We start from the raw sequence: 24,748 nt of genomic DNA on the forward strand, positions 1-24,748 counted from the left end.
CCCGCGAGCGTAGCCCCACTGCGATTTTGGCGGCGAAATTTCGCAGCCAGGTTACGCTCGCGATGGCACCGGCGCTATCTAGCCCCGCGCCATCGCCTCCAGGCGCCGGATGCGGTCCTCGATCGGCGGGTGCGTCGAGAACAGCGACCCGATGCGCTCGCCCGCGCGGAACGGGTTCGCGATCATCAAGTGTGCCTGGCTGGCCAGCTGCGGCTCCGGCGGCAGCGGGGCGGCCTGAACACCGCCCGAGATCTTGCGCAGCGCCGACGCCAAAGCCAGCGGGTCGCCCGTCAACAGCGCACCCGATTCGTCCGCCTGGTACTCGCGCGACCGGGACACCGCCAGGCGCACCACGGTGGCGGCGATCGGGCCCAGCAACGAAACCAGCAGCAGCGCAAAGGGATTCTCGCCGTCCCGGTTGCCGCCGAACATGCCGGCCCACATCGCCATGTTGGCCAGGGCGGTGATGATCGACGCCATCGCGCCGGCGATGCAGGAGATGAGGATGTCGCGGTTGTAGACGTGGGACAGCTCGTGTCCCAGCACCGCGCGCAGCTCACGCTCGTTGAGGATGTCCAAAATGCCGGTGGTGCAGCAGACGGCGGCGTTGCGCGGGTTGCGGCCGGTCGCGAACGCGTTGGGCGCGTTGGTGTCGCTGATGTACAGCCGGGGCATCGGCTGGTGCGCGGCGGTGGCGAGCTCGCGCACGATCCGGTACATCATCGGCGCCTGCAGCTCGGACACCGGTTGCGCGTGCATCGCCCGCAGCGCCAGCTTGTCGCTGTTGTAGTACGTGTAGATGTTCATCCCGACGGCGAACAGCACCGCCAGGAACATCGCCGTCCTGCCGAACAGCGACCCGACAAACACGATCAACGCGGACATACCGACCAGCAGGGCGAAGGTCTTTGCCCTGTTGGCATGGGGATGCCAGGTCATCGGTGTCCTCCTACGAGAGCCCGTTCATTGCTTGACTGTTGTCAATTCAACGCCCGAGATGACCCTCCGGGTTCCACCGACGCGCTACCCGTGCCGGCTGATGGTGAATTCGACCAGCGTCTGCAGCGCGCGCCGGCCGGGAACGTCGGGCAAAAGGGCCAGCTCATCGCGCGCTTGGGCCGCGTATTCGGCCAAGGTGCGCTTGGCCTTCGCCATGCCGGGGGACGCCCGCAACAGGGCCAACGCCTCGGCCACCGCAGCGTCGTCCTCGATGGGCCCGGCCAGCAGGTCACGCAACCGCGCAGAGTCGGGCCCGGGTTCGCGCAGCGCGTAGACCATCGGCAGGGTGTGCACGCCCTCGCGGACGTCGGTGCCCGGTAGCTTGCCGGATTCGTGCGAGTCGCTGTCGATGTCGATGATGTCGTCGGAGATCTGGAAGGCGGTGCCCACGATGCCGCCGAGCCGGCTGAGCCGCTCGACCTGCTCGGCATCGGCGCCCGAGAACGTGGCGCCGAACCGGCCCGCCGCGGCGATCAGGCAGGCGGTCTTCTCGTAGACCACCTTCAGGTAGTGCTCGATCGGGTCGGCCCCTTCGGCCGGGCCCGTCAGGCCGCGCGTCTCGCGCATCTGCCCCGTCACCAGCTGGGCGAACGTCTCGGCGATCAGCCGCACCGCCTCGGGCCCCAGCCGCGACACCAACCGCGATGCCGTGGCAAACAGGTAGTCCCCGGCCAGGATCGCGACGTTGTTTCCCCAGCGGACGTTCGCGGTGGGGGCGCCGCGGCGCACCTCCGCCTCGTCCATCACGTCGTCGTGGTAGAGCGTGGCCAGGTGAACCAGCTCGATGACCGCGCCGGCGATGGTCACGTCGTGCGCGTCGGGGTCCGGCCCGATCTGGGCGGACAGCACCGTGAACAGCGGCCGGAATCGCTTGCCGCCGGCCTTGAATAGGTGCGTCAGCGACTCGGTCATCACCTCGTCGGCGCTGCGCAGTTCGGTGTCCATGAGCTGCTCGATCCGCCCGACGCCGTCGCGCACCGTCGCGGCGAACGCGGGGTCACCGAAGTCAACGCCCGCCACCACCGTCGCCGGAGTACTCACTCGACCAACATACTGGTGAGCGTGGAGACCCAAGCCGACCTGGTGGTCGTGGGCGCCGGACCCGCCGGTTCGGCTGCCGCCGCATGGGCCGCACGCGCGGGCAACGACGTCCTGGTCATCGACTCCGCCAGCTTTCCGCGGGACAAGCCCTGCGGTGACGGGCTGACCCCCCGCGCGGTCGCCGAGTGCGAGCGCCTCGGGCTGGGCGACTGGCTGGACACCCGCATCCGGCATCGCGGCCTGCGGATGAGCGGGTTCGGCGGCGAGGTGGAAGTCGACTGGCCGGGCCCGTCGTTTCCCTCGACCGGCAGCGCGGTGGCCCGGCTCGCGTTGGACGACCGGATCCGCAAGGTCGCCGAGGATTCCGGTGCGCGGATGATGCTCGGAACGAAAACCGTTGCGGTGCATCATGACTCGTCCAGACGAGTGGTGTCGCTCACGTTGGCCGACGGCACGGAGGTGGGTTGCCGCCAGTTGATCGTGGCCGATGGGGCCCGGTCTTCGCTGGGCCGCAAGCTAGGTCGGCGTTGGCACCAGGAGACGGTCTATGGCGTCGCGGCCCGCGGGTACCTGGCCACTTCGCGCGCCGACGATCCGTGGCTGACGTCGCATCTGGAGCTGCGCGGACCCGACGGCCCCAAGGACAAAGTGCTGCCCGGTTACGGCTGGATCTTCCCGCTGGGCAACGGTGAGGTGAACATCGGCGTCGGGGCATTGTCGACGGTGAAACGGCCGGCCGAGCTCGCGCTGCGACCGCTGATCAACTACTACACCGACCTGCGCCGCGACGAGTGGGGCTTCACCGGGCCGCCGCGGGCCGTCGCGTCGGCCCTGCTGCCGATGGGCGGCGCGGTGTCCGGGGTGGCCGGGCCCAACTGGATGCTGATCGGCGACGCCGCGGCCTGCGTCAACCCCCTGAACGGCGAGGGCATCGACTACGGCCTGGAAACGGGGCGGCTGGCGGCCGAACTGCTGAACTGCTGTGGCCTGTCTCAAGACCCGTCCCACGTGTGGCCGTCGCTGCTGCAGCAGCACTACGGCCGGGGGTTCTCGGTCGCGCGCCGGCTGGCCCTGTTGCTGACCTTTCAACGGTTCCTGCCTTCGACGGGGCCGATCGCGATGCGCTCCCCGAAGCTGATGACCATCGCCGTACGGGTAATGGCCAACCTGGTCACCGATGACGACGCCGACTGGGTGGCGCGGGCCTGGCGGGGCGGTGGGCGGCTGTCTCGGCTCATCGATCGCCGGGTGCCGTTCAGCTGACCCGCTGACGTGCGGAAAGAGCCTTCTGGCCTGGTGGCGGCCGTTCACAATTTTCCGCGCGCTTCGGGCAAGCGGTGTATAGTCCGGCTAATGAAGGGAACGAAGCTGGCTACTATCGGCGGCCTGGCCGCCGCCGCCATCGCGCTGGCCGCGCCGGCGCTGGCCTCGCCGCCACCGTCGAATGACTACGACGCCCCGTTCAAGAACACCGTCAACGGCTTCGGCATCTACCAGCCACAGGATCAGCTCGCGTGGCTGGGCAAGATCACCTGCGACCGGATCGGCCGGGGCGTGGACGGCGACCCGTACAAGTCGGCCAATTTCATTCAGCACAACCTGCCGCGGGGCACCACCCAGGGCCAGGCGTTCCAGTTCCTCGGCGCCGCGGTTGACCACTACTGCCCCGACCAGGTCGGCTTCGTCCAGCGCGCCGGTACCCACTAGGTCGCTCTCAGCGCAGGGGCTTGTACCCCGCGTGTAAGGCCACGATGCCGCCGGTCAGGTTGCGCCACCGCACCGCCGCCCATCCCGCACGTGAGATGTCGTGCGCCAGGCTCGCCTGGTGCGGCCACGCCCTGATCGACTCCGCGAGGTAGACGTAGGCATCGGGGTTGCTGGAGACCGCACGCGCCACCCGCGGCAGCGCACGCATCAAATACTCCTTGTAGGCCGTGGCAAAGATCCGGTTGGTGGGCGTGGAGAATTCGCACACCACCAATCGCCCACCCGGCCGGGTGACGCGTGCCATCTCGCGCAGCGCGGCCTGGGGATCGACGACGTTACGCAAACCGAAACTGATTGTGACAGCGTCGAATACGTCGTCGCCGAACGGCAGCCGCGTGGCGTCGGCGGCGATCTTGGGCACGTTGCGCGCGGCACCCGCCGCCAGCATGCCGACCGAGAAATCGGCCGCCACACACCACGCGCCCGATTTCCTCAGCTCGACGGTGGATACCGCGGTGCCCGCGGCCAGGTCCAACACCTTTTGGCCGGGTCCGATCGCCAGCGCCGACCGGGTGGCTTGCCGCCAGTAGCGGTCTTGCCCCAGCGACAGCACGGTGTTGGTCACGTCATAGCGGCGGGCGACGCCGTCGAACATCGACGCGACATCCCGGGGGTCCTTGTCCAACGCCGCGCGATTCACGATGGAGACGCTACCTGCCGGGAATTAGGTGGCGACATCGGCGTTGTAGGACTGCGTGACTGAAAAAGTTTGGTTTATCACCGGTACATCGCGGGGTTTCGGACGGGCATGGGCGATCGCGGCGCTGGAGCGCGGCGACAGGGTCGCGGCGACGGCGCGCAACACGGCGTCGCTGGAGGACTTGGCCGAGAAGTACGGCGACGCGCTGTTGCCGCTGAGGTTGGACGTCACCGATCGGGACGCTGACTTCGCCGCCGTCAAGGAGGCGCACGACCACTTCGGGCGCCTGGACATCGTGGTCAACAACGCCGGCTACGGCCAGTTCGGGTTCGTCGAGGAGCTCTCCGAGCAAGAGGCCCGCGAACAGATCGAGACGAATGTGTTTGGGGCGTTGTGGATCACCCAGGCCGCGTTGCCGTACCTGCGCGAGCAGCGCAGCGGCCACATCATCCAGGTGTCCTCGATCGGGGGCATCACCGCGTTCCCGTTGCTCGGCGCCTACCACGCATCGAAGTGGGCGCTGGAAGGCTTCTCGCAGGCGCTGGCGCTGGAGGTCGCCCCGTTCGGCGTGCACGTCACGTTGATCGAGCCGGGTGGCTTCGACACCGACTGGGCCGGAGATTCGGCCAAGCTGGCCGATCCGCTCCCGGCGTACGACGACGTTCGCGCCGCCGTGCAGGCCGAGCGCAGCAAGCGCTGGGCCAGCCCGGGCAACCCGGAGGCATCCGCCACAGCGCTGCTGAAGGTCGTCGACGCCGAAAAGCCGCCCCTGCGAGTGTTTTTCGGCGAATCGCCGCTGGAAACGGCCAAGGCCGACTACGAGAGCCGGCTGCGCACCTGGGAGGAATGGCAGCCCGTTGCGGAGCTGGCGCAGGGCTAACCGGCCCGCCGCTCCCACAACCCTCGGTGTAGCCGCGGCCGTCGGTAGCGAAATGAGGTAGTCGATTACTCATTCCAGCGGCACGGTGCGGACATATAATTGTGGGCATCTGCCAGGAAAGGCGGTCAGATGTCCGCACTCGAGTCCCATCCCGTGGAAACCTGCGACGTGTGCATCGTCGGGGCCGGCATCGCCGGGTTGAACGCCCTATTCGCCGCCAGCCGATACCTGTCCCGCGATCAAAGGGTGATCCTGATCGACCGTCGGGCACGGGTCGGCGGCATGTGGGTCGACGTCTACCCCTATGTCCGACTGCACCAGCCGCACCCCATGTTCACGGCGGGCAACATCGAGTGGACCCTTGGCAAGGACCGCAGCTACCTAGCGACCAAGGGTGAGGTGCTCGACCATTTTCAGCACTGCATCGACGTGATACGGGCGCGCGTGCAGGTCGACGAGTATCTCGGCTGGGATTTCGAGTCGGAAGAAGAAGCGGACGGAATCGTGCGGGTCACCTGCAGGGCCGCCGATGGCCGGGTGCTCGTCGTCGAGACGCAACGTTTGATCAAAGCCTATGGCTTGGGAGTGACGCCGAACGAACCGCTGGACATCTCCAGCAAGCGCGTCCATTCGGTGTCGCCTGACTACTGCGACGTGCGGGCTGGTGACATCAGGGAAAGCGATGCGCCGGTGTGGATCATCGGCGGAGGAAAGACCGCGATGGACACCGCGCACGCGCTGATCACGGCATGCCCCGGTCGCCAGGTCAACCTCGTCGCCGGCCGAGGAACGTTCTTCTCCAGCCGCGACAATCTATTGCCGAGCGGCGCCAAGCGGTGGTGGAAGGGCACACCGCTGAGCACCGTCGCCGCACAGATGAGTCACCGGTACGACGGCACCAACGAGTCACAAGTGCAAGATTGGTACCGAGCCACCTATGGCACATACTTGACCCCGCAGGCGGACAACTTCGTGTTGGGAGTGCTGTCCGAAGCCGAGAACCGCACGATCTCCGCCGGGCTGAACGATCTCGTTATGGACTACTTCGAGGATGCGGTCGACCGCAATGGCACGACCGAGATGGTGTTCCGGAGTGGATCGACGAAGACGATCGAACCGGACAGCTGGGTTGTCAACTGCACGGGATACGTCAAATTCCCCGACGAGTACCCGTACGAGCCGTACGTTTCGCCCAGTGGCGCAGTCGTTTCCATCAATGTGCGGTCGGCCATTCTGCACCTACCCGCCTTCATGGGGTACTTCCTGGGCCACTTGCTGTTCTTGAACAAACTCGGTGAGATCCCGCTCTACGAAATCGACTGGCAAGAACTGCGGCGCAAGGCGCCGTTGGCATTCCCGTACGTGCTCTTCGCGCTCGTCCAGCACAACATCAGCCTGATCTACGACAACGTTCCCAGTCGCGTGTTCGCCGACAACGGCCTCGATTTCGATAAGTGGTACCCGCTACCGCGCCGCTTGCCGGGCCTGGCGCGGTTCGTGCTCGGGCACCGCCGCGAATGCGAGCACGAGCGCCATGTGCTCGACACGGTGCGGGAGCGATTCGAAATTCGTTGCGGGCCACTGAGCGCGTAGCGCACACCCGCGCCGGGCTTACTGGTCTCGAGTTCACCCCCCTCCACAGATCTAATTTCTCGATGCCCCGGTCGCCATGGTTTCCACCCGCCGACCCGATGGGCCCAGGCGCTTTGCGAGAGTACTGCTCAAGACAGGTAGTCGACTACGCGCGTGTGGTGCCCTCGCGCCGACAAGAGTTGGTGGCGGAAGTACTCGACCGACACCTTTCGGGAGCACCACCATGATCACCACGGTTGACGCCTCGACTTGCCCGAGCGTCTTGGATGCCGGCCTTCCGACGATCGATTACGAACATTGCCTGAGCCCCGATGAGGCTCACCTGATTCTGCGCGAGGCGCGACGCCGGGCGCCGATTGCGATCGGCCCGCACGGGCCGGAGCTGCTGACGTACGAACTAGTACGAAGTGTGCTGCGCGGCCCTCGATTCCGCCTACCCCAAGGCATGTTCCTTGCCTCCCAAGGCATCACGACCGGCCCGTTGTGGGAGGGCGTCGCAACCAACCTGATCAGTCTCGACGGTGCCGAGCACCACCGGCTGCGCCGACTGGTGTCCAAAGCCTTCACGCCGCGAGCCACCGCGCGGTTGCGCACGACGATCGTCGAGGTGATCACCGAACTGTTGGACCGCCATGCCGCAATTGGACGCTGCGAGGTGGTCAACGACATCGCCCGTCAATACCCCATCCCGATCATCTGTGCGCTGTTGGGCGCCCCGGCCGAGGACTGGAAGCTGTTCTCGGAATGGACAGACGACATCTTCAAGGCCTTCAGCTGGGAGGCCGCCGCCCACCAGCGAACCATCTTGGCCGCCTGGGAAGAACTCGACGCCTACATCGATGACATGGTCGCGCAGCGACGCCACCGCCTGACCGACGACCTCATCTCCGACCTGATCCGCGCCGAGGACGACGGCGATCACCTCAACGCCGACGAGCTACGAATGCTGGCAGCGGGCCTGCTGGCGGCCGGCACCGACACCACCCGCAATCAGCTGGCCGCCTCCGTGCACGCGCTGTGCGACGTCCCGACCAGTGGGAGTTGCTGGCAGAGCATCCCGACCTCGCGAACAGTGCGGTCGAAGAGACCATGCGGCATTCGCCGATCGCCGCCGCCACCCTGCGCATCGCTCTCGAGGACGTCGAAATCGCCGGGGTGGTAATCCCTGCGGGCACAGTGGTCATCGCAAACACCGCTGCCGCCAACCGCGATCCCGGCGTCTACGACGACCCCGACCGACTCGACATCACCCGGGTGGGAGCCCCCGCTATGCAGACGTTCGGCGCCGGTGTGCACTACTGCCTGGGCGCCAACCTGGCCCGCCTCGAGCTCGCCGAAGCCCTGGCGACGATGGCACAGCGCATGCCCAACGCCCGCCGCACCGGCCCCGCGCCATGGAAGCCCCTCACCGGGCTGAGCGGACCGACCACGTTGCCGCTCGATTTCGACCCGATATCAATGAGCACCGCGACTACCGCACGGTCCGGATGACGAAGGCGTCGATGTTCTCGTCATAGCCGACCGACTCATCCACGAACAGCTCGCCCACCGGGTGGCCGTCCTCGGCGACGGCGATGAAGGTCGATTCCTCCGGGTTGTACGTCACCGATCCTTGCACGAACATCGCTGCAACCTCGTGCCCGTCGGCTCCAAAAACGACAAGCTTCAACCCTCCGGCGTCCTTGACGTACTGCGCCGCTTGAGCACGTGTCGTGATCATCGCTTCGATTCCATTCCTGTTGCGGGTCCAATTCTTTCGCCTCGCCACTTTTCCTGCAGTCAGGGTATCGAATGGAAGATCGAGCGTCGTGCCAACGGACCCGCGCAACGTGGCGAAAAAGCGTCACCCTTTTCCGCCGTCAGTCCTCCTACCCGTGTGAGTGTCCCTTCCGGGACCGACCGCCACCTAGGAGAGACGAATGAAAACCGACCGAGACGGCGACGACGGCGAAACCCGTCACGCGTCAGTGTTTCGTGAGCGCTGGCGCGACCGCCAGTCCGCGGCCACCCGCCCCGGCGAACTGATCAAGCAACAGGGGTGGGTCGACGGGGGGCTTGTCGCACTCACCGTGCTGTTGGCAGCGGGTGCCGTGACCGCCGGCACCGTCAGCATTGCGCAGACCGAGGCGCTACCAGCCGTCGCTCAAGGCATCTGGGTGACGGCGAGCCGTGGCGGCGGGATACCGCCTGCGCGGGGCGCGGCCGTCCAATTCCGGGATGCTTCCGGCACGACGCAGGCCGCCGTCGTCGTCGACGTGACCGCGACCGAGGTGAAGGCCGAGTTAGGCCACCCCGTTTCGGCACCGGCCGGTGAACTTGTTGTTCCGCAGGGACGGCGGCGGCTGATCAGCACGTTACTGCCGAGGCTCCGGTGAAGGGGCGGCGGCGCGCCATCCCGTATATCGCCCAGGCTGAGATGGCCGACTGCGGTGCCGCCGCGCTCGCCATGGCACTCGGCTATCACGGCCGCCACGTTTCGCTCGCCGAGATGCACGACGCCACCGGGACCGGGCGCGACGGTGTCGACGCGTTGCGGCTTGCCGAAGCCGCGTCCTCGTTCGGCTTGCGGGCGCGCGGGGTGGCCACCGAGCTCGACGACCTGCGACACCTGCCGCGCGGCACCGTATTGCATTGGGGCGCAGCGCATTTCGTCGTCCTGGACTCGACATCGCGGCGTGGTGTGACCATCGTCGATCCGGCAGCCGGCCGCTATCGGCTCGGCTGGGCCGCGGCCAACGACCTCTACAGCGGCGTCGCGGTCATGCTGGAACCCACCGACACATTTGCGTCGGGCGGGCGCAAGGCCCCCGGCGCGCTCCATCACGCCCGTCGGCTGCTGTCCCGATCGAGCGGACTCGGCAGAGTACTGGCCACTTCGGTGGTGGTGCGGGTGATGGCGCTGGCGGTGCCGGTGCTGACCGGCGTGATCGTCGATCGCGTGGTGCCCAACAACGATGGGCAGTTGCTGAAGGTGCTCGCCGCGGTGATGACCGCCCTGATCGCCTATTCGGTGCTCGCGACGTACCTGCGCGCGCACTTGCTGTTGCGGCTGCGCAGCCGCCTGGACGTCGACATGACGCTCGACTTCCTCGAGCACCTGGTGGACCTGCCGTACGCGTTCTTCCTGAAGCGCTCATCCGGAGATCTGATGATGCGATTGCGCAGCAACGCGACGGTCCGCGAGATCCTCACCACGGGAACCATTTCCGCTCTACTCGACGGCACGCTGGCCACCCTCTATCTGGTCGTCATATTCACCCTGTCGCCGGCCCTGGGACTGCTGGTCTTCGCGCTGGGCGCCGCCCAGGTCGCGATTCTGCTGGCGGCCCGCCGCCGCAACCAGCACCTGATGGGGGAAGCACTGGCGACCGAAGCCCGATCCCAGTCCTATGCCTTCGAGATGTTTTCCGGGGTCGAAACGCTCAAGGCAGCCGGAGCGGAGCGTCGCGCGGTGTCGCACTGGACCAACCTGTTCGTTGCCGAACTGAACGTTTCGCTGCGCCGCGGGCGCCTCGAGGCATTGGTGTCGACCGCCATCCATGGGCTGGCGCTGCTATCGCCCATCGCGGTTCTGCTGGTTGGCGCCAGCCTGACGTCGAGCGGAAAGCTCTCGCTGGGCATGATGCTTGCCCTGGCCGCGCTGGCGACCGGATTCCTTGAGCCACTTGGTATCTTGGTCGCCACCGCGCTGCAGGTGCAGCTGCTCGGCAGCTACCTCGCCCGCCTGGACGACGTCTTCGACACCCCCACCGAAACCGCCGGACGCGAGCTCCGGCAAGCGCCCGAGCTCACCGGATCGGTGCGCGCCGAACGGGTCACCTTCCGCTACACCCCCCATGGCCCACCGGTCGTCGATGGCGCCAGCATCGAGGTGCGGCCCGGACAGGTCCTGGCCATCGTGGGGCGTTCGGGCTCAGGCAAATCCACGCTCGGCCGGCTGCTGCTCGGTCTCTACTCGCCCTCGGAGGGTCGTGTCCTGCTCGACGGCGTGGACCTTGCCACCCTGCACCCGCGCAGTGTGCGCTCTCAAATCGGCGTCGTGACGCAGGACCCCTACATTTTCGGGCTGTCCATTCGCGACAACCTGGTGCTGGGCAACCCCAGTCTGCCGCTGGACCGGCTCGAGTCGGCGGCTGAGCTGGCCGGCGTCGCCGAGGACATTCGCGCGATGCCGATGGGGTTCGAGACCCCGCTCGTGGACGCGGGCGCCTCGCTGTCGGGTGGTCAACGTCAAAGGCTCGCCCTGGCCCGCGCGCTCGCTCCCCGGCCGCGGATCTTGTTGCTTGACGAGGCGACAAGCAGTCTCGACACGGTCACCGAGGCGAGGGTCCACGGCAACATCGCCCGGCTCGGATGCACCGTCATCGTGATCGCGCATCGGCTGGCCACCGTGATCGACGCCGACCACATCGTGGTGATGGACGCGGGCCGGGTCGTCGAATCGGGCTGCCACCACGACCTGATGGCCGCGGGTGGTCACTACGCACAACTCGTCGCGGGCCAACTCGTCGGCGAGACAACGCATTAGGAGCTGGAAATGAACGATTCAACATCCGCGCTGAAGCCGAGTGGCTTCTTCGTGATGCGCGCGCCGTTGCTGCCGCTGAACGAATTGGACCGCCTGCGCGCCGATTCCACCTACTGGCGCAAGCTGGTCGCACGGCCGGACGTTCGTGAGGCGCTCCACCTCGCCTCGCCCGGGTTGATGCGCCGCTTGGCAGCCGGCGATGCGGACGACCGGGTGATCGCCTCGGTGACTGCGTATCTGACCCGCATGTGCACCCGCGCAACGCCTTTCGGACTCTTCGCCGGCTGCTCGCTGGGAGAGGTGAGCGACACCACCGCGCTGGTGGTCGACGGCCCGGAGGGGACCTGCCGGCACAGCCGACCGGACACGGAGGTGCTGGCGGCGCTGGTCGAGCGGCTGTTGGCGGATGCGTCGACACGACAGACCATGCTGGTGGAGCCCAACTCCAGCCGCTACCACGCCGCCGGGGCCATGCGGCTCATCGAAAGCCGGCTTCACCAGGGCCGTCGCACGCATCATCTGGTCGTGGTCGAGGACGACGCGCCGTTGCGTTGTGCGTTGGCTGCGGCAGCCGGTGGCTGCGCGGTGGACAAGGTCGTCGAGGCCGTGGCCGAACGAGTGGGGGTCGAGCGCGACGAGGCCCGCGAATACGTCGATGCCCTGATCGAGGCCAAGGTCCTGACGCCGGTGGCCGAGCCCGCGGTGACGGGCCCGGAACCGCTGGCCCAGCTGATGTCGTCGCTGAGCGGGCCGGACTTCGCCGCCACCTCGGAGGCGTTGCGGCGGGTCTCCGACGAGCTCGCGGGTCTGGACGCCGCCGGACTGGGGAATCCGCCCGAGGCCTACGAGGCGGCGGCCGCAATACTGCTCGAGCTGGCCGGCGAAGGCGACGAAGCCCGGCTGATCCAGGTCGACCTGCACCGGGCCGGGTCGGGTCTGACCCTGGGATCCGACACGGTGAAGCTGCTGGCCGAGGGGGTGCAACTGTTGCACCGGTTGTCCACGGGCGGCGAGGATCTGGCGCTGACTCGGTTCAAGCAGCAGTTCGCGGCGCGCTACGAGGACCGAGAGGTCGCGCTGATGGAGGCGCTCGACGAGGAGATGGGGATCGGGTTCGACCCGTCGAGGCACCCGGCGGCCGACGAGTCGCCGCTGCTGGCCGGCATCGACTTGGGCGGGGCCCCGGGCGGCGTAACTCCGCAGTACGCGTTCACCGCGCGCGACGCTGCCCTGCTCGATCTGGTCATGCGCACGCGGGAGAGCGGTGCCGCGAGCCTCGAACTCGATGGCCCCACGGTCGCGCGCCTTGAATCGTCACAGAAGGATCTGCCACCGCCGTTGCCGTTGCCCGACGGCCTGGCGGTCAACGCGAACCTGCTCGAGGACGGTATCGAAATCGACTGCGCTTACGGGCCTTCGGGAGCACAGCTGCTCGGCCGGTTCTGTCATGGCGACGCGCGAGTGCACGACGCGGTACGAGCCCACCTGCGCGCCGAGGAAGTCCAGTCCCCCGGGGTGGTGTTCGCCGAGATCGTGCACTTGCCGGAAGGCCGAGTCGGCAATGTCCTGGCCCGGCCGGTGCTGCGCGACTACGAACTGGTCCTGCTGGGGCGTTCGGGCGCACCCGCGGATCGTCAGCTCAGTGTCGATGAGCTGACCGTGCGTCTCGACGGTGACCGCGTCGTCCTCTACAGCCCGCGGCTGGGCGCCGAAGTAAGGCCGCGGCTGACCACGGCGCACAATCCGGCGTGGCGCGGCTTCGGGGTGTACCGGTTTCTCGCGGCGCTGCAAAGCGACGGGGTGACCGGCGGGCTGGCGTGGGATTGGGGCGCCCTGTCAGGGGCGCCGGCGTTGCCGCGGGTCACCGCCGGGCGCCTGGTGCTGGCCCGGGCCCGCTGGCGGCTGTCGGCGGCCGAGATCTCCAAGGTCACGAAACCCGACGCCCCCGACGCTTCAGCCGGATGGGCGGCCCTGGCTCGCGAGCGGGGACTGCCCGGTGAGCTGCTCATCGCCGACGGCGACAACCGCCTGTATGTCGACACCGCCAGTCCCGTTCTCACGGCCGCGGCCGCCAAGGTGCTGCGCGGGCGGACCGAGGCGATCATCGAGGAGGTCCTGCCCACCGGGACCGCCACCGGGCCACAGGGCCGGTTCGCCCACGAACTCATCGTGCCGTTCATCCGACGTGGCGAGCCGGCACCGGCGCCCGGGCTGTGGACCGCGCCGAAGGTGCGCCGGACTTTCGGCCCGGGCAGCCAGTGGCTCTACCTGAAGGCGTATACGGGCACCGCGTCCGCCGATCGCATTCTCACCGACGCCGTGGGACCCGTGACGGAACAGCTGCGCGAAACCGGCGTCGTCGACCATTGGTTCTTCCTGCGCTATGCCGACCCCGAACATCATCTGCGGCTTCGGTTGCACGGTGACCCGACGGCATTGCGGGACCACGCCTTGCCGGCGCTGACCGACGCGCTGGCCCCACACCTCGGTGACGGGACGGTATGGAAGTTCGCGACCGACACCTACCACCGCGAGATCGAACGGTACGGGGGCGACGCCGGCATCGAACTGGCCGAGCGGATCCACGCCGCCGACAGCGAGGCCGTGCTGAAGATCATGGGCCTGCTTGACCTCTATGGCGACGACGCGGCCGAGGCCCGCTGGAAGCTGTGCCTCTACGCCACCGATCGCCTGCTGGCCGATGCCGGCCTGGCCATAGGGGAGCGGCGCGACTGGGCCAAGGACGGGGCCGACGGCTACCGGCACGAATACCCCAACGCGGCCAACCTGGATGCCGGGATCGGGCAACGCTGGCGGCGCGAGCGCGCCGACGTCACGGCGCTGCTCGACGACACCACGGCGCACCCATACGAATCCGCGCGCCAAGCATTCAGGCGGCGATCCGAGCGAATGGCGCCCTTGCTCGCGGAACTGGCGGACCTGTCCACGCGGGGCGAGCTGACTCAGTCCTTTCCGCAGCTCCTGCACAGCTTCAGCCACCTGAATGCCGTGCGGCTGCTGCGCTCGGCCGCCCGCACCCACGAACTCATCCTGCTGAGCTTCCTTGATCGCCACTACGCGAGCCAATTGGCGCGTGCCAAATAGCGTCACGCTTAGCCCGGCTTCTCGCTCTTACCTGTGAGCACGGGCCAAAACCGGTCCGCGCTAACACAAATCACAGTAAGGAGAAACAAAATGAACACCAATCACGACAGGCTGGCACTGCGCCGGCAGAGCATCCGCACCCTGACCGCCGACGAGCTGCGCATGGCCCAAGGCGGCGAGGGCGGCAACGGCACCGGAACGGGCAGGGCCACCAAACACACCACGGTGCCCACCACGGGAACGCGCACGGGCACCCGCCCCAATCCGACGCTGACGGCTACGCATTCGCCCCCGCAGACGCTGACGGTGGCCTAGCAGAGCTCGGCGCTCATCCGAAACATACCGCCCCGCAACCGATTTGCCATCGATTGCGGGGCGGTTCTCGCCGTGCGGCAAGTAAGGCCGGATGCCACGAATCTGCGAAATTCTGCGGAAAAATGGTCACCCTTGGACGTCGCCGGCACTCCTACCTATGAGCGGACCCACCCGGGCTTGCCATCACCACATCACACAAGAAGGAAAGATCAAATGAGTATCAACCACGACAAGATTGCGCTGCGCCGACAGAGCATCCGCACTCTCACCGCCGACGAGCTGCGCATCGCTCACGGCGGCCGCGGCAACGGCACCGGCACCGGCACCGGCCACGGCACCGGAACGGGCACCGGAAACGGCACCGGCACGCGCACGGCGCACACCAAGACGAAGGCGTGAGCTGCTCCAAAACACGTCACAATCGTCGTCGCCGCCCCATAACCCACGGTTATGGGGCGGCGGTCGTACGCGTGCTCCAGGTAACGACCCTTACCAAATGGGTAGGAAACCCTTCCCTTGCGGAAGGTGAAACTGGCTTCCACGGTAATTACGAAATCACCCGCCAACCCCGAGCATTTCAGTCATGACTTTCATGACCACGGTGCCGAAGCACCGCATCATCAGCGACACGGACCTCGCCCGCGCCGCGGCCACCGGCGATCGCGCGGCGCTGGCCGCTATCTACAACCGCTATGCCGCCCCACTTCACGCCTACTGCGTCGGCATGCTGCGTGACCGCCACGCGGCCTCCGACTGCGTGCAGGAGGTCTTCTGCATCGCGACGACAGAGTTGCCGAAGCTCCGTGATGCGGACAAGCTGAGGCCCTGGCTGTACGCCATCGCCCGTCGCCGCGCCCTGCGGGCCCTATCGGAACGTCGCCGTGAGGCCGCCTGTGACGAGCTGCCCGATGATGTGGCGACGGGTCCGGGGCCGTTTACGCTGACGGCCCAGAACGAGCTCCGCCAACTGATCGCCCAGGCCGCCGGCGGCTTGTCCGAGCGCGACCGCCACGTGCTGGATCTTGCCTACCGCCACGGCGTGACCGGAACCGAGCTCGCGCAAGCGCTGGGCATCAGCTATGACTCCACCAAGAAGCTCCTACAGCGGCTGCGCGACACCATCGAACGCTCGCTGGGTGCGCTATTGGTGGCAAAGCGCGCCCCGCGGAACGGCTGCCCTCGGCTCGCCGCGGATCTGGCGGGCTGGGACGAACAGTTCACCGTCCTGATGCGGAAACGCATTGCCCGCCATATCGAGTCGTGCCCCACATGCGACGAATACCGTCGCAGTGCCCTCAATGCCGTCGCCATGCTCGGCGGCGGAGTGCTCGACAAGATCTCCTAGTCACCCGGCCGCTCACCGTTGCGTACGACGGTCACGCAGCATGGAGCGGTTGACGGCACCGAGCCGGATGGCCGCGTTGGCCAGTCTTACCCGGCGGTCTCCATCGGCTTTGATGCCGAACTTGTCGTACAGGTGTTGCAGATGTTGCTTGACGGCTGCCTCCGTGACGAATAACTCCTGGGCCATCCGACGAACCGATGCAGGCTCGGGAAACGGGTCGTCGGATACGAAGGGCCGGCACAAGATTTTGAGGACGTCGAGTTCGCGCTGGGTCATCCGAGGCGGCCGCAGGATGGACTTGCCGGTTTCGGTTTCTTGATCGGCCGGTGCTTCGTCAGCGCCCCTGGTCATCCAGAAGACCAACCGTGAACTGCCGAGGCGCAATTCGTCACCAGACCGCAGAATCCGTTCCGCAGCGATCTTTTCCCCGTTGACATAGGTGCCGTTGCGGCTACCCAGGTCCCGCACCGACCACGCTTGACCGAAGTTCTCCAAGACGGCGTGTACACGGGACACGGTCGGGTCGTGCTCGAACGACACCGCGTTGGTCAAAGACTTGCCGAGGGTCATTCGTTCACCGCTCAGCGCGACCAGCTCTCGCCCTGACGGCTTCCAGACCTCCAAATGGGACGCCATACTGACCCTCCTATCGGGCCAATTCTGCCCCTGCGGCTCCAAGCTTGGCCGGGAACCGTCCGCTAAGCCACAAATCGCCCGCTCGGCTGCCGATTCCCCCGGTATTCGGGTCCGCGACGCCCAGTTGCGGTTGGACCGTGGTGACGTATCGCCGGAAGCCGCTTTCCGTGCCGGCAGCAAGCCATAGGATCTACGAGCATGCGTCGCCGCATCCCTAGCCCGGCTTCGTGATGGCAATCACGAATGTTGAGCTCAGCTTCCTGCTGGAGGCGTCGCGCCGCGGCCTGCTTCCTCAGCAAGGCCGTCTCCTGGAATTCGGTGAAGCCGAGACCATGATCGATGTGGTGCAGGCGATCCCGCTCCTTCTCGCCGAAGGGCCACGGCGCGACGCGTTGCTGGCCGAGACGCCGCCGGACGGCATGGCCCAGGTCTATGCCGACGCCAAGCGAATCTACCGAGCCCTGTTCGACTTCAGCAGCTACAACGCCATCGATCTGCTCCCGCCCAATCACTATCGTCTGCAGCAGGATCTCAACCTGCCCTTCGACCTTGGGACAAGGTTCGACGTCTGCATCAACAACGGCACCACCGAGCATGTCTTCAATCAGGCCAATTGCTACAAGGCGATTCATGATCACACCGCCCCGGGGGGCGTGATGATCCACTGGACGCCCTGCCTGGGATGGATCGACCATGGCTTTTACAACATCCAGCCGGGGTTCTTCCACGACCTGGCCACCGCGAACGGCTATGAGGTCCTGCTCGCCGTGCTGTCGAGCGACAGCATGATGATGCCGATCATCCCAGGCCGGATCACTTCCGAGTTGGTCGCCGCCAATCCGGGCATCCGGGACAGTCTCGCGTGCGCCGTGCTGCGCAAGACGACGGATGAACCGTTCCGCTTCCCCCTGCAGGGGGTCTATTCCTTTCTCAAGGAACTGGCGGGTGTGGCAGATCCGCAACGTATTACGCAGCTGCTAGCGTCGCGCTCCGGCCAGGCACCAGAGCAACCACACACGGGGCGACCCGACAATCCGATTGAGGACGCCGCGCCCGGGCGCGACGACTGACGTCAGCACCTGGGGTTGATACCGCGCGGGCCGACCGCTGACTCACTGGCCCTGCGCGTACCGCTTGGCGAACATCCGCCTGCGGGCAAACGGCGAGAGCACCGCCTCATAGTGGCCGAGCAGCTCATCACAGATGACCGGCCAGCTGCGGCCGAGCACGCTGCGCCGGGCGGCCAGCGCGTAGCGGTGGCGTTCGTCGATCAAATGGGTGACGGCCGCGGGCAACCTCGCCTCGAATTCGCCGACGCCCAGTAACAAACCGGTGCGCCACGGCGTGACGAGGTCGCGTGGGCCGCCGGCGTCGGGGGCGATCACCGGCAACCCCGACGCCAGCGCTTCCTGCACGACTTGGCAAAACGTTTCGTGCTCACCGGGATGCACGAAGACGTCCATGCTGGCGTACGCCGTTGCGAGTTCGTCGCCGTACAACGCGCCGGTGAAAACCGCTGTCGGCATTGCCTTCTGCAACTTGCTTCGGTCGACGCCGTCACCGACGATGACGAGCTGCACGTCGTCTCGGGCCGCCAGCGGGATCAGCCGCTCGACGTGCTTCTCGGGCGCCAGCCGGCCCACGAAACCGACGATCGGCTTGGCTTGCGGCGACCATCGCCGCCTGAGTGCCTCGTCACGCGCCGACGGAGCGAACCGCAGCACGTCAACCCCGCGTGCCCAGTGGTGAACCCGCGGGAAGCGATGCGCCACAAGTGATTCCATCGTCACGCTGGACGGCGCCAGGGTCCGGTCGGCGAGGCTGTGCAGATGGCGGAACCAGGCCCACGCGGCCCGTGTCGTCATGGGAATGCCATAGCTGGCCGCGAAACCCGGTACGTCCGTTTGATACACGGCGACCGTCGGCACCCCCAGCCACCGGGCCGCCTTCACCCCGCCGTACCCCAGCAGCGCCGGGGAGGCCAAATGCACAACGTGCGGGTCGAATCCGCGCAACACGCTCACCATCCGGGGCATCGGCACACCGAGGGGCAGCGTGGTCACTTTGGGAAACATCCGCGATGGAACCCGATGCACGCGGATCCCGTCGTAGACGCGATCCGCCGGGGCCGCACCGGGCGGGGTGTCCGGGGCGATGACGAGGGCTTCGTGACCGGTCCGGCGCAGGTGCTCGAGCACCCGGATCACCGAGTTGCTGACACCATTGACTTCCGGCAGGAACGATTCGGCGACGATGGCAACGCGCACGACACCACAGTGTCAGCGCCGACTTTCGACAAGGTTGCCTACGGGCATACGTCGTGCGAAATCTGCTGGTCGGGAGCCTCAGCGCGACGATCCAGCATCTTGTCCAGCAGCGCCAGGCCCACCAGGAGGACCGTCGCCACCAGCCAGCACACCACCGCGATCGACCCCGCCGGGATGATGGCCAGCCCGGCATTGCGGTGCTGCACGCGAACCAGATTCGGGTCGTTCTTGTTGTACTCGACGTAGATTCGCATGCCCGTGGCCAGATGTGACGGGTACAGCACGCCGAGCTCGGGACGGTACGTGACGCGCTCGGGTGTGACGAATTCGATGGTCGAGCGGCGCGGCCCGGCGCTGAGCACTTCGGCCTGCGCCACCCCCATGTTGTGTTGGATCGCAAGGTCGTTGCGCCAGGCGCCCGCGACGAGCAGGGCCGATTGCAAGGTCACCAAGCCGGCCACGATGAGCACCGCAATCCGGGCCCAGCGCAACGCAATTCTCGACGGGGTGCTCGGCGGCTTATCGCTGCGGCCGTGAATCAGTATGTGCAGCACCCTTTTCGGGTAGTTCACGAAACCCTCACAGGGCCGCCTTGATGGCCGCATGCAGCTGCCGCAGCGAGGACCGGTCGGCCTTGACCTCCAGCACCCGCATCCCGGTCGCGGGTTCGTCGAGGGCCGCGCTGAGCTGCTCCACCTCGATCTGGCGGCTCTCAACGTGATAGGCGCGGCACAGCGCGCCCACATCGACGTCGTGCGGCGTTCCGAAGATTCGCGACGACACGTCGGAGAACCGCGGGTCGCCCTGCTCGAGCAGTTCGAAGATGCCGCCGCCGTTGTCGTTGGAGACAACGATGGTCAGCTTGCGCGGTGTCGGCTCGGTGGGGCCGATCAGCAGGCCGGAGCTGTCGTGGACGAACGTCAGGTCGCCGATCAGCGCGACGGTGCGTCCTTCGTAGGCGAGCGCGGCCCCGATCGCGGTGGACACGGTGCCGTCGATGCCGGCGACGCCGCGGTTGGAGCGGACCCGGATGCCGTGGGTGTCCAGGCCGACCAGCGCCGCGTCCCGGACCGGGTTGGACGCGCCGAGCACCAGCTGGTCTCCCGGCCGCAGCGCGCCGGCCACCGCCGCGGCGACGTGCAGGCCGGTGGTGAGCGGGTGCGCCTCGAGTTGGCCGCGCACCGCGTCGATCGCGTGCCTGTTGACCTCCGCGCAGCGCTTCAGCCACGCCGGATTCGGCGTCCCGGTGGTCACCGCCCGCGTGCCGGTCGCCTGTGAGTTGCCCGAGACGTCCGGCCAGCGCGGCCCGGTGGTCAACGCGTACACCGGCACCTTCGGGTCGGCCAGCAGCGCCGAGACGGGCCGGTGCAGCGTCGGGCGGCCGAGCATGATCACCTGCTTGGGACGCAGCAGCGGGAGGGCCAGCGGGTGCAGGGGGTTGGCCGGGGCCGGTGCCGTCGGCTCCGCGACGGTCGGCAACTCGGCCAGGTTGGGGTGCGCGCCCGCGCCGTGTCCGGCAATGACGACGGTGTCGGGCGACAGGTCGATGTCCAGCGGCTGGTCGAACGTGACCGGCGGTGTGTACGTCCACGGCCGTACGCCGGGCCGTCCCTGCGGGATCGCGGCGCCGTGCGGTTCGGGGTCCGGCACCAGAGGCTCGCGCAGCGGGATGTCGAACTGCACCGGGCCCGCGTTGGCCGTGCGAGACCCCGTAGCGGCAGTCAAGACCCGGCAGGTGGCCGATCGCCAGGTGGCGTTGAGGGCGTCCAGCCGTTCGGGCGCGTCCTCGGCCAGGCCCAGGCTGATGGCGGCGCGGACCTGGGTGCCGAAGTAGCCCAGCTGCTCCATCGTCTGGTTGGCCCCGGTGCCCAGCATTTCGTAGGGCCGGTTGGCCGACAGCACGATCAGTGGCACCCGCGCGTAGTTGGCCTCCACCACGGCCGGCCCCAGGTTGGCCACGGCGGTGCCCGACGTCATCGCGACGCACACCGGGGCGCCGGCGGCGATCGCGAGCCCGATGGCCAGGTAGCCGGCGGTGCGCTCGTCGATGCGGACGTGCAGCCGGATCCGGCCGGAACGGTCGGCGTCCTGCAGCGCGAAGGCCAGCGGCGCGTTGCGCGACCCGGGGCAAAGCACCACGTCACGGACGCCGCCGCGAATCAGCTCGTCAACGACGACGCGCGCCTGTGTCGTCGAGGGGTTCACCAGTACAGCCTGTCACAACCCGCGCACCGGGGGCGCGGAGCGGAGGGGCGCCAGAACTAGTTGCTGGCGAAGAACTTCAGCGCCGCCTCGTTGACGGCGTCCGGGCGCTCGAAGAAGCCGAGGTGGCCGGCGTCGGGGATCTGCACGTAACGGCCGTTGGGCAGCGCATCGGCGACCTCGCGCCCCAGGTAGGGCGGCGTCAACACGTCGTCGGAGAAGCCGATCACCAGCACCGGCGTCGCGATGCTGCGGTAGGCCGGCAGCCGGTTGGTATACGGGGCGATGTCGAGCTGGCAACGCGTGCCCGGGGTGGCCTTGACGGGCCACATGCTGAACATGGCGATCCAGTCCGCGACCGCGACGTCGTCGTTGAGCGTCTTGTGCGAAAAGTTTTCCAGCAGACGGATTTTCGCCTCATACGAGCTCGGCAGCTGGACACCGGCGTCGGCCAGCTCGGCCTCGGCGTCGCGGAAGAACTCGCGGGTTTTGTCCATGCGGCCCCGGGTGCCCATCAACACCGCGGAGCTGACGAGTTCGGGCCGGGCAAGCATGAGTTCCTGGGCGATGAACGCGCCCATCGACATCCCCACGACGCGGGCCGGAGCGGCACTCAGTCCTTCGATCAGCGCCGCCGTGTCGGCCACCATCGTCTGCGTCGTGAAACCCTGCGCGTTCTCGGTGGCGCCGATGCCCCGATTGTCGAAGGTGATGACGCGGTAGCCGGCCGCCAGGAACGCGGGAACCTGATACGGCTGCCAGGTCCGGCCGGCCCCGCCGTGACCGCTGATGAACACCACCGGCTCACCAGAGCCGCGGTCGTCGTAAGCCAGGTTGATCACTCGGACGACGGTACAAGGAGTGCGTGGCAGGCCTTGACCCGGTCGATCCACCACTGCCGCCGCTCCGCGGGCGCGGCGAGGGCCCGCAGCCGCGCCGGGTCGGGGGTGACCGGCCCGACCGCCAGGGCCCCGTCGACGGGGGACGCGACGTCGGCCACGTCCTCCACGAACAGCCCGCCGGTGCCGAGCCCGCACGCGTGGCTCAGTACCGGCAGGGCCGCCGCGGCGGCCAGACCCTGGCTGATGCCGACCGCCGAGTCGATCGCGCTGGAAACCACGACCGGGATGTCGATCTGCGCGGCGATCGCAAGCATGGCCGCGACGCCGCCCAGCGGGGCGACTTTCAGCACCGCGATGTCGGCGGCGCCGGAGCGGACCACGGCGAGCGGGTCATCCGCCTTGCGGATGCTTTCGTCGGCGGCGATCGGCACGCGTGGCATGTCCGCCCGCCGGCGCAGGGCCGCGAGCTCGTCGACGGTCGCGCATGGTTGTTCGAGGTACTCCAGGGGGCCGTCGGCGGTCAGGGCGGTGACCGCCCGCACCGCCTCCTCGACCGTCCAGCCGCCGTTGGCGTCCACCCGCACGGTCGGCACGAGCTGACGCACGGCGTTGACCCGGTCGACGTCGTCGGCCAGCGTCTGGCCGGGCTCGGCGACCTTCACCTTGGCCGTGCGGGCGCCGGGGAACCGGGCCAGCACCTCGGCCACTCGGCCGGCGTCGACGGCCGGCACGGTCGCATTGATCGGAATGCGGTCGCGCCGCCGCGGCGGCGGCGGGCGGTAGGCGGCCTCGATGCCGGCGGCCAGCCAGTGCGCGGCCTCGGGCGGCGCGTATTCCAGGAAGGCCCCGAACTCGCCCCAGCCCGCCGGGCCCTCGATGAGCGCGACCTCGCGGGTGGTGATGCCGCGGAAGCGCACCCGCATCGGCAGCGCCACCACGTGCAGGCCGTCGAGCAGGTCCTGACACGTGGGCGTCACGCGCGGTAGACCTGCCGACCCGCCAGGAACGTCGCGCGGACGTCCAGGTCGGCGATCTGCTCCGGCGGCACGGCCCGCGGGTCGGCCGACAGCACCACCAGGTCGGCGTACTTGCCCACCTCCAGCGAGCCGATCACGTCGTCGGCGAACAACTGCCAGGCCGCGTCGATGGTCTGCGCGCGGATGGCCTGCTCGACCGTCAACCGCTCCTCGGGCGCCAAGACCCGGCCGCTGGGCGCCGTCCGGGTCACGGCGACGCTGATGTTGCGCAGCGGCTCCTCGGGTGTGACCGGCGGGTCGTTGTGCAGCGAGATCCGCATACCGGTGGCCACCGCGGAACCCGCTGGCATCCAACGGGATCCGCGCTCCGGCCCGAACAGGCCGTCGACGATGATGTCACCCCAGTAGTGGATCTGGTCGACGAAGATGCTGCAGGTGACCCCGAGGGCGGCGGCTCTTCGGAGTTGCTCGAGCCGGATGGCGCCGACGTGCTCGAGGCGCAGCCGGTGGTCGTCGCGCGGATGGCGGCGCAACGCCTCTTCGTAGACATCCAGGATGGTGTCCACACCGGCGTCGCCCTGCACGTGGCAGGCCATCGGCCAGCCAAGCGGGAAGTAGGCGCTTACGATTTCGGCCAGCTGTTCGCGGGTGTAGTTGGCGTGTCCGCAGGAGCCGGGCGGCACCCCGATGGCGCGGGTGGCGTCGGTGTCCAGGTACGGGAAGGACAGGGCGATGTTGCCGACCCACGGGGAGCCGTCCACCCAGATCTTGATGCCGACCTGGCGCAGCATGTCGTCGCCCTGGCCGGGGGTGGCGTCGGTGCGCATCTGCGGGTTGGAGATCTCGTAGGTGCGCAGCCGGACCGTCAGCTCGTCGCGCAACTGCTCGACCAGCGGCCGAAACGCCGGGTCGAAGGCCATCTCCGAGCAGGTGGTCAGGCCAGCGCGGTTGAGCCGGGCGCACTCGGCGCGCAGCATCGCCGGGTAGTCGCCGGGCGCGATGGCGCCGGCCAGCAGCGGGAACACCGCGCCGGTCTCCTCGGCGGTGCCGTCCAGCTCGCCGTGCGCGTCGCGGCCGTACCGGGCGCCCTTGGGGTCGGGGGTGTCGCGGCTCAGGCCGGCGCGGCGGGCCGCGTGCGAATTGAAGTAGGCCTTGTGCCCGGAGTTGTGGATGATGATCAGCGGCCCGTCCGGCGCGGTCGCGTCGAGCCAGGCGAGCGTCGGCTGGGGCAACCCGGGCTGCAGCAGCGGATCCCAGCCGTTCAGGTAGGCGCCGTCGGCGCCCCTGGCGTCGACCTCGCGGCGCACCGCGGCGACGACGTCGTCGGCATTCTTGATGGTGACGGGCCGGATGTCGACGATCCGGTCCGACAGCGCCAGGGCCTCCATCAGCGGATGCCCGTGCGCCTCAACGAATCCCGGCATGACGCAGCCGTCGCCGACGTCGAGGGTCCGGGTATTCGGGCCGGCGAACGCTGCGACTTCGGAGCGGCTGCCCACGGCGACGATGCGCCCGTCGGCGACGGCGAGCGCCTCGGCGGTGGGTCGCGCGTCGTCGACGGTGAGCACAGTTCCGGTGACGACGAGATCTGCAGCGGCCATGTGCAGGGAT

General features: G+C 68.1%; 22 protein-coding genes and 1 pseudogene. 12 read left to right on the top strand and 11 right to left on the bottom strand.

Going from position 1 to position 24,748, the window contains the following annotated elements:
* Nucleotides 1-78: 78 nt before the first annotated feature.
* Together htpX and grcC1 are read right to left on the bottom strand one after the other, a co-directional pair.
* The gene (gene htpX, locus H7J89_RS16655) at nucleotides 79-939 is read right to left on the bottom strand and encodes a zinc metalloprotease HtpX (RefSeq protein ID WP_264044733.1); all 861 of its coding nucleotides are present in this window, start codon (nucleotides 937-939) and stop codon (nucleotides 79-81) included.
* Between the two features lie 84 nt (nucleotides 940-1,023).
* Nucleotides 1,024-2,040: a nonaprenyl/(2E,6E)-farnesyl/geranylgeranyl diphosphat synthase gene (grcC1, locus tag H7J89_RS16660; protein ID WP_264044734.1), complete on the bottom strand. Its 1,017-nt coding sequence runs from the start codon at nucleotides 2,038-2,040 to the stop codon at nucleotides 1,024-1,026.
* Between the two features lie 15 nt (nucleotides 2,041-2,055).
* Between grcC1 and menJ the strand changes: the two genes are divergently transcribed.
* Together menJ and H7J89_RS16670 are read left to right on the top strand one after the other, a co-directional pair.
* Nucleotides 2,056-3,303, top strand: coding sequence for a menaquinone reductase MenJ (menJ, locus tag H7J89_RS16665; RefSeq protein ID WP_264044736.1), 1,248 nt, complete (start codon nucleotides 2,056-2,058; stop codon nucleotides 3,301-3,303).
* A gap of 90 nt (nucleotides 3,304-3,393) precedes the next feature.
* Nucleotides 3,394-3,747, top strand: coding sequence for a DUF732 domain-containing protein (locus H7J89_RS16670; protein WP_067213104.1), 354 nt, complete (start codon nucleotides 3,394-3,396; stop codon nucleotides 3,745-3,747).
* A 7-nt stretch (nucleotides 3,748-3,754) separates the two neighbouring features.
* Here the strand turns inward: H7J89_RS16670 and H7J89_RS16675 are convergent, their stop codons facing one another.
* Nucleotides 3,755-4,447 carry a demethylmenaquinone methyltransferase gene (locus H7J89_RS16675; protein WP_264044738.1) on the bottom strand — a complete coding sequence of 231 codons (693 nt, stop codon included), beginning with the start codon at nucleotides 4,445-4,447 and terminating at the stop codon, nucleotides 3,755-3,757.
* 55 nt (nucleotides 4,448-4,502) lie between these two features.
* Here H7J89_RS16675 and H7J89_RS16680 point away from each other — a divergent pair, with 55 nt between their 5' ends.
* The 3 genes and pseudogenes from H7J89_RS16680 to H7J89_RS16690 all read left to right on the top strand — a co-directional run bounded on the left by H7J89_RS16680 (nucleotide 4,503) and on the right by H7J89_RS16690 (nucleotide 8,411).
* Entirely contained in the window at nucleotides 4,503-5,327 is an 825-nt protein-coding gene (locus H7J89_RS16680; RefSeq protein WP_264044739.1) for an SDR family oxidoreductase, read from the top strand.
* A gap of 129 nt (nucleotides 5,328-5,456) precedes the next feature.
* The gene (locus H7J89_RS16685) at nucleotides 5,457-6,920 is read left to right on the top strand and encodes an FAD-dependent oxidoreductase (RefSeq protein WP_264044740.1); all 1,464 of its coding nucleotides are present in this window, start codon (nucleotides 5,457-5,459) and stop codon (nucleotides 6,918-6,920) included.
* A gap of 223 nt (nucleotides 6,921-7,143) precedes the next feature.
* Nucleotides 7,144-8,411, top strand: a pseudogene (locus H7J89_RS16690) (cytochrome P450).
* Here H7J89_RS16690 and H7J89_RS16695 read toward each other — a convergent pair.
* Nucleotides 8,392-8,640, bottom strand: a complete 249-nt coding sequence (locus tag H7J89_RS16695) for a hypothetical protein (protein WP_264044741.1) — start codon at nucleotides 8,638-8,640, stop codon at nucleotides 8,392-8,394. The pseudogene H7J89_RS16690 and the gene H7J89_RS16695 overlap by 20 nt on opposite strands.
* Nucleotides 8,641-8,839: 199 nt before the next feature.
* Here H7J89_RS16695 and H7J89_RS16700 point away from each other — a divergent pair, with 199 nt between their 5' ends.
* The 6 genes from H7J89_RS16700 (at nucleotide 8,840) to H7J89_RS16725 (ending at nucleotide 16,213) form a co-directional block, all read left to right on the top strand.
* On the top strand, nucleotides 8,840-9,295 hold the full coding sequence (locus H7J89_RS16700) for a hypothetical protein (RefSeq protein ID WP_264044742.1): 456 nt from the start codon (nucleotides 8,840-8,842) through the stop codon (nucleotides 9,293-9,295).
* Nucleotides 9,292-11,448: a peptidase domain-containing ABC transporter gene (locus H7J89_RS16705; RefSeq protein ID WP_264044743.1), complete on the top strand. Its 2,157-nt coding sequence runs from the start codon at nucleotides 9,292-9,294 to the stop codon at nucleotides 11,446-11,448. Before H7J89_RS16700 ends, H7J89_RS16705 begins: the two co-directional genes overlap by 4 nt.
* A gap of 9 nt (nucleotides 11,449-11,457) precedes the next feature.
* Nucleotides 11,458-14,553 carry a lantibiotic dehydratase gene (locus H7J89_RS16710; protein ID WP_264044744.1) on the top strand — a complete coding sequence of 1,032 codons (3,096 nt, stop codon included), beginning with the start codon at nucleotides 11,458-11,460 and terminating at the stop codon, nucleotides 14,551-14,553.
* A gap of 90 nt (nucleotides 14,554-14,643) precedes the next feature.
* Nucleotides 14,644-14,868: a hypothetical protein gene (locus H7J89_RS16715; RefSeq protein ID WP_264044745.1), complete on the top strand. Its 225-nt coding sequence runs from the start codon at nucleotides 14,644-14,646 to the stop codon at nucleotides 14,866-14,868.
* Between the two features lie 213 nt (nucleotides 14,869-15,081).
* A complete protein-coding gene (locus H7J89_RS16720; RefSeq protein WP_046182717.1) occupies nucleotides 15,082-15,267 on the top strand; it encodes a hypothetical protein in 186 nt (61 codons plus the stop codon).
* A gap of 193 nt (nucleotides 15,268-15,460) precedes the next feature.
* The gene (locus tag H7J89_RS16725; RefSeq protein WP_264044746.1) at nucleotides 15,461-16,213 is read left to right on the top strand and encodes an RNA polymerase sigma factor; all 753 of its coding nucleotides are present in this window, start codon (nucleotides 15,461-15,463) and stop codon (nucleotides 16,211-16,213) included.
* 12 nt (nucleotides 16,214-16,225) lie between these two features.
* Here H7J89_RS16725 and H7J89_RS16730 read toward each other — a convergent pair whose 3' ends face one another.
* The gene (locus H7J89_RS16730; protein ID WP_264044747.1) at nucleotides 16,226-16,849 is read right to left on the bottom strand and encodes an FHA domain-containing protein; all 624 of its coding nucleotides are present in this window, start codon (nucleotides 16,847-16,849) and stop codon (nucleotides 16,226-16,228) included.
* Nucleotides 16,850-17,076: 227 nt separating this feature from the next.
* Here H7J89_RS16730 and H7J89_RS16735 point away from each other — a divergent pair, with 227 nt between their 5' ends.
* Nucleotides 17,077-17,919, top strand: coding sequence for a class I SAM-dependent methyltransferase (locus H7J89_RS16735; RefSeq protein WP_264044748.1), 843 nt, complete (start codon nucleotides 17,077-17,079; stop codon nucleotides 17,917-17,919).
* Nucleotides 17,920-17,961: 42 nt separating this feature from the next.
* Here the strand turns inward: H7J89_RS16735 and H7J89_RS16740 are convergent, their stop codons facing one another.
* The 6 genes from H7J89_RS16740 to H7J89_RS16765 are packed head-to-tail and all read right to left on the bottom strand — an operon-like array spanning nucleotide 17,962 to nucleotide 24,738.
* Entirely contained in the window at nucleotides 17,962-19,116 is a 1,155-nt protein-coding gene (locus tag H7J89_RS16740; protein WP_264044749.1) for a glycosyltransferase family 4 protein, read from the bottom strand.
* 38 nt (nucleotides 19,117-19,154) lie between these two features.
* Nucleotides 19,155-19,721: a DUF3592 domain-containing protein gene (locus tag H7J89_RS16745; protein ID WP_276042160.1), complete on the bottom strand. Its 567-nt coding sequence runs from the start codon at nucleotides 19,719-19,721 to the stop codon at nucleotides 19,155-19,157.
* The gene (gene menD, locus H7J89_RS16750; RefSeq protein ID WP_264044751.1) at nucleotides 19,696-21,321 is read right to left on the bottom strand and encodes a 2-succinyl-5-enolpyruvyl-6-hydroxy-3-cyclohexene-1-carboxylic-acid synthase; all 1,626 of its coding nucleotides are present in this window, start codon (nucleotides 21,319-21,321) and stop codon (nucleotides 19,696-19,698) included. Before menD ends, H7J89_RS16745 begins: the two co-directional genes overlap by 26 nt.
* Nucleotides 21,322-21,377: 56 nt before the next feature.
* Nucleotides 21,378-22,160: an alpha/beta fold hydrolase gene (locus tag H7J89_RS16755; RefSeq protein WP_264044752.1), complete on the bottom strand. Its 783-nt coding sequence runs from the start codon at nucleotides 22,158-22,160 to the stop codon at nucleotides 21,378-21,380.
* Nucleotides 22,157-23,083 carry an o-succinylbenzoate synthase gene (locus H7J89_RS16760; protein WP_264044893.1) on the bottom strand — a complete coding sequence of 309 codons (927 nt, stop codon included), beginning with the start codon at nucleotides 23,081-23,083 and terminating at the stop codon, nucleotides 22,157-22,159. Before H7J89_RS16760 ends, H7J89_RS16755 begins: the two co-directional genes overlap by 4 nt.
* Before the next feature lie 50 nt (nucleotides 23,084-23,133).
* On the bottom strand, nucleotides 23,134-24,738 hold the full coding sequence (locus tag H7J89_RS16765; protein ID WP_264044753.1) for an amidohydrolase: 1,605 nt from the start codon (nucleotides 24,736-24,738) through the stop codon (nucleotides 23,134-23,136).
* Between the last annotated feature and the right edge of the window lie 10 nt (nucleotides 24,739-24,748).

The sequence above is a fragment of the Mycobacterium paraffinicum genome, assembly GCF_025822865.1.
Taxonomy (GTDB): domain Bacteria; phylum Actinomycetota; class Actinomycetes; order Mycobacteriales; family Mycobacteriaceae; genus Mycobacterium; species Mycobacterium paraffinicum.

Bases quoted from the DNA above. Each gene is read 5' to 3' on its own strand.
- htpX (WP_264044733.1), bottom strand. From the start codon at position 939: ATGACCTGGCATCCCCATGCCAACAGGGCAAAGACCTTCGCCCTGCTG.
- H7J89_RS16670 (WP_067213104.1), top strand. From the start codon at position 3,394: ATGAAGGGAACGAAGCTGGCTACTATCGGCGGCCTGGCCGCCGCCGCC.
- H7J89_RS16685 (WP_264044740.1), top strand. From the start codon at position 5,457: ATGTCCGCACTCGAGTCCCATCCCGTGGAAACCTGCGACGTGTGCATC.
- H7J89_RS16695 (WP_264044741.1), bottom strand. From the start codon at position 8,640: ATGATCACGACACGTGCTCAAGCGGCGCAGTACGTCAAGGACGCCGGA.
- H7J89_RS16700 (WP_264044742.1), top strand. From the start codon at position 8,840: ATGAAAACCGACCGAGACGGCGACGACGGCGAAACCCGTCACGCGTCA.
- H7J89_RS16710 (WP_264044744.1), top strand. From the start codon at position 11,458: ATGAACGATTCAACATCCGCGCTGAAGCCGAGTGGCTTCTTCGTGATG.
- H7J89_RS16715 (WP_264044745.1), top strand. From the start codon at position 14,644: ATGAACACCAATCACGACAGGCTGGCACTGCGCCGGCAGAGCATCCGC.
- H7J89_RS16720 (WP_046182717.1), top strand. From the start codon at position 15,082: ATGAGTATCAACCACGACAAGATTGCGCTGCGCCGACAGAGCATCCGC.
- H7J89_RS16725 (WP_264044746.1), top strand. From the start codon at position 15,461: ATGACCACGGTGCCGAAGCACCGCATCATCAGCGACACGGACCTCGCC.
- H7J89_RS16730 (WP_264044747.1), bottom strand. From the start codon at position 16,849: ATGGCGTCCCATTTGGAGGTCTGGAAGCCGTCAGGGCGAGAGCTGGTC.
- H7J89_RS16745 (WP_276042160.1), bottom strand. From the start codon at position 19,721: ATGCGGCCATCAAGGCGGCCCTGTGAGGGTTTCGTGAACTACCCGAAA.
- H7J89_RS16760 (WP_264044893.1), bottom strand. From the start codon at position 23,083: ATGCGGGTGCGCTTCCGCGGCATCACCACCCGCGAGGTCGCGCTCATC.
- H7J89_RS16765 (WP_264044753.1), bottom strand. From the start codon at position 24,738: ATGGCCGCTGCAGATCTCGTCGTCACCGGAACTGTGCTCACCGTCGAC.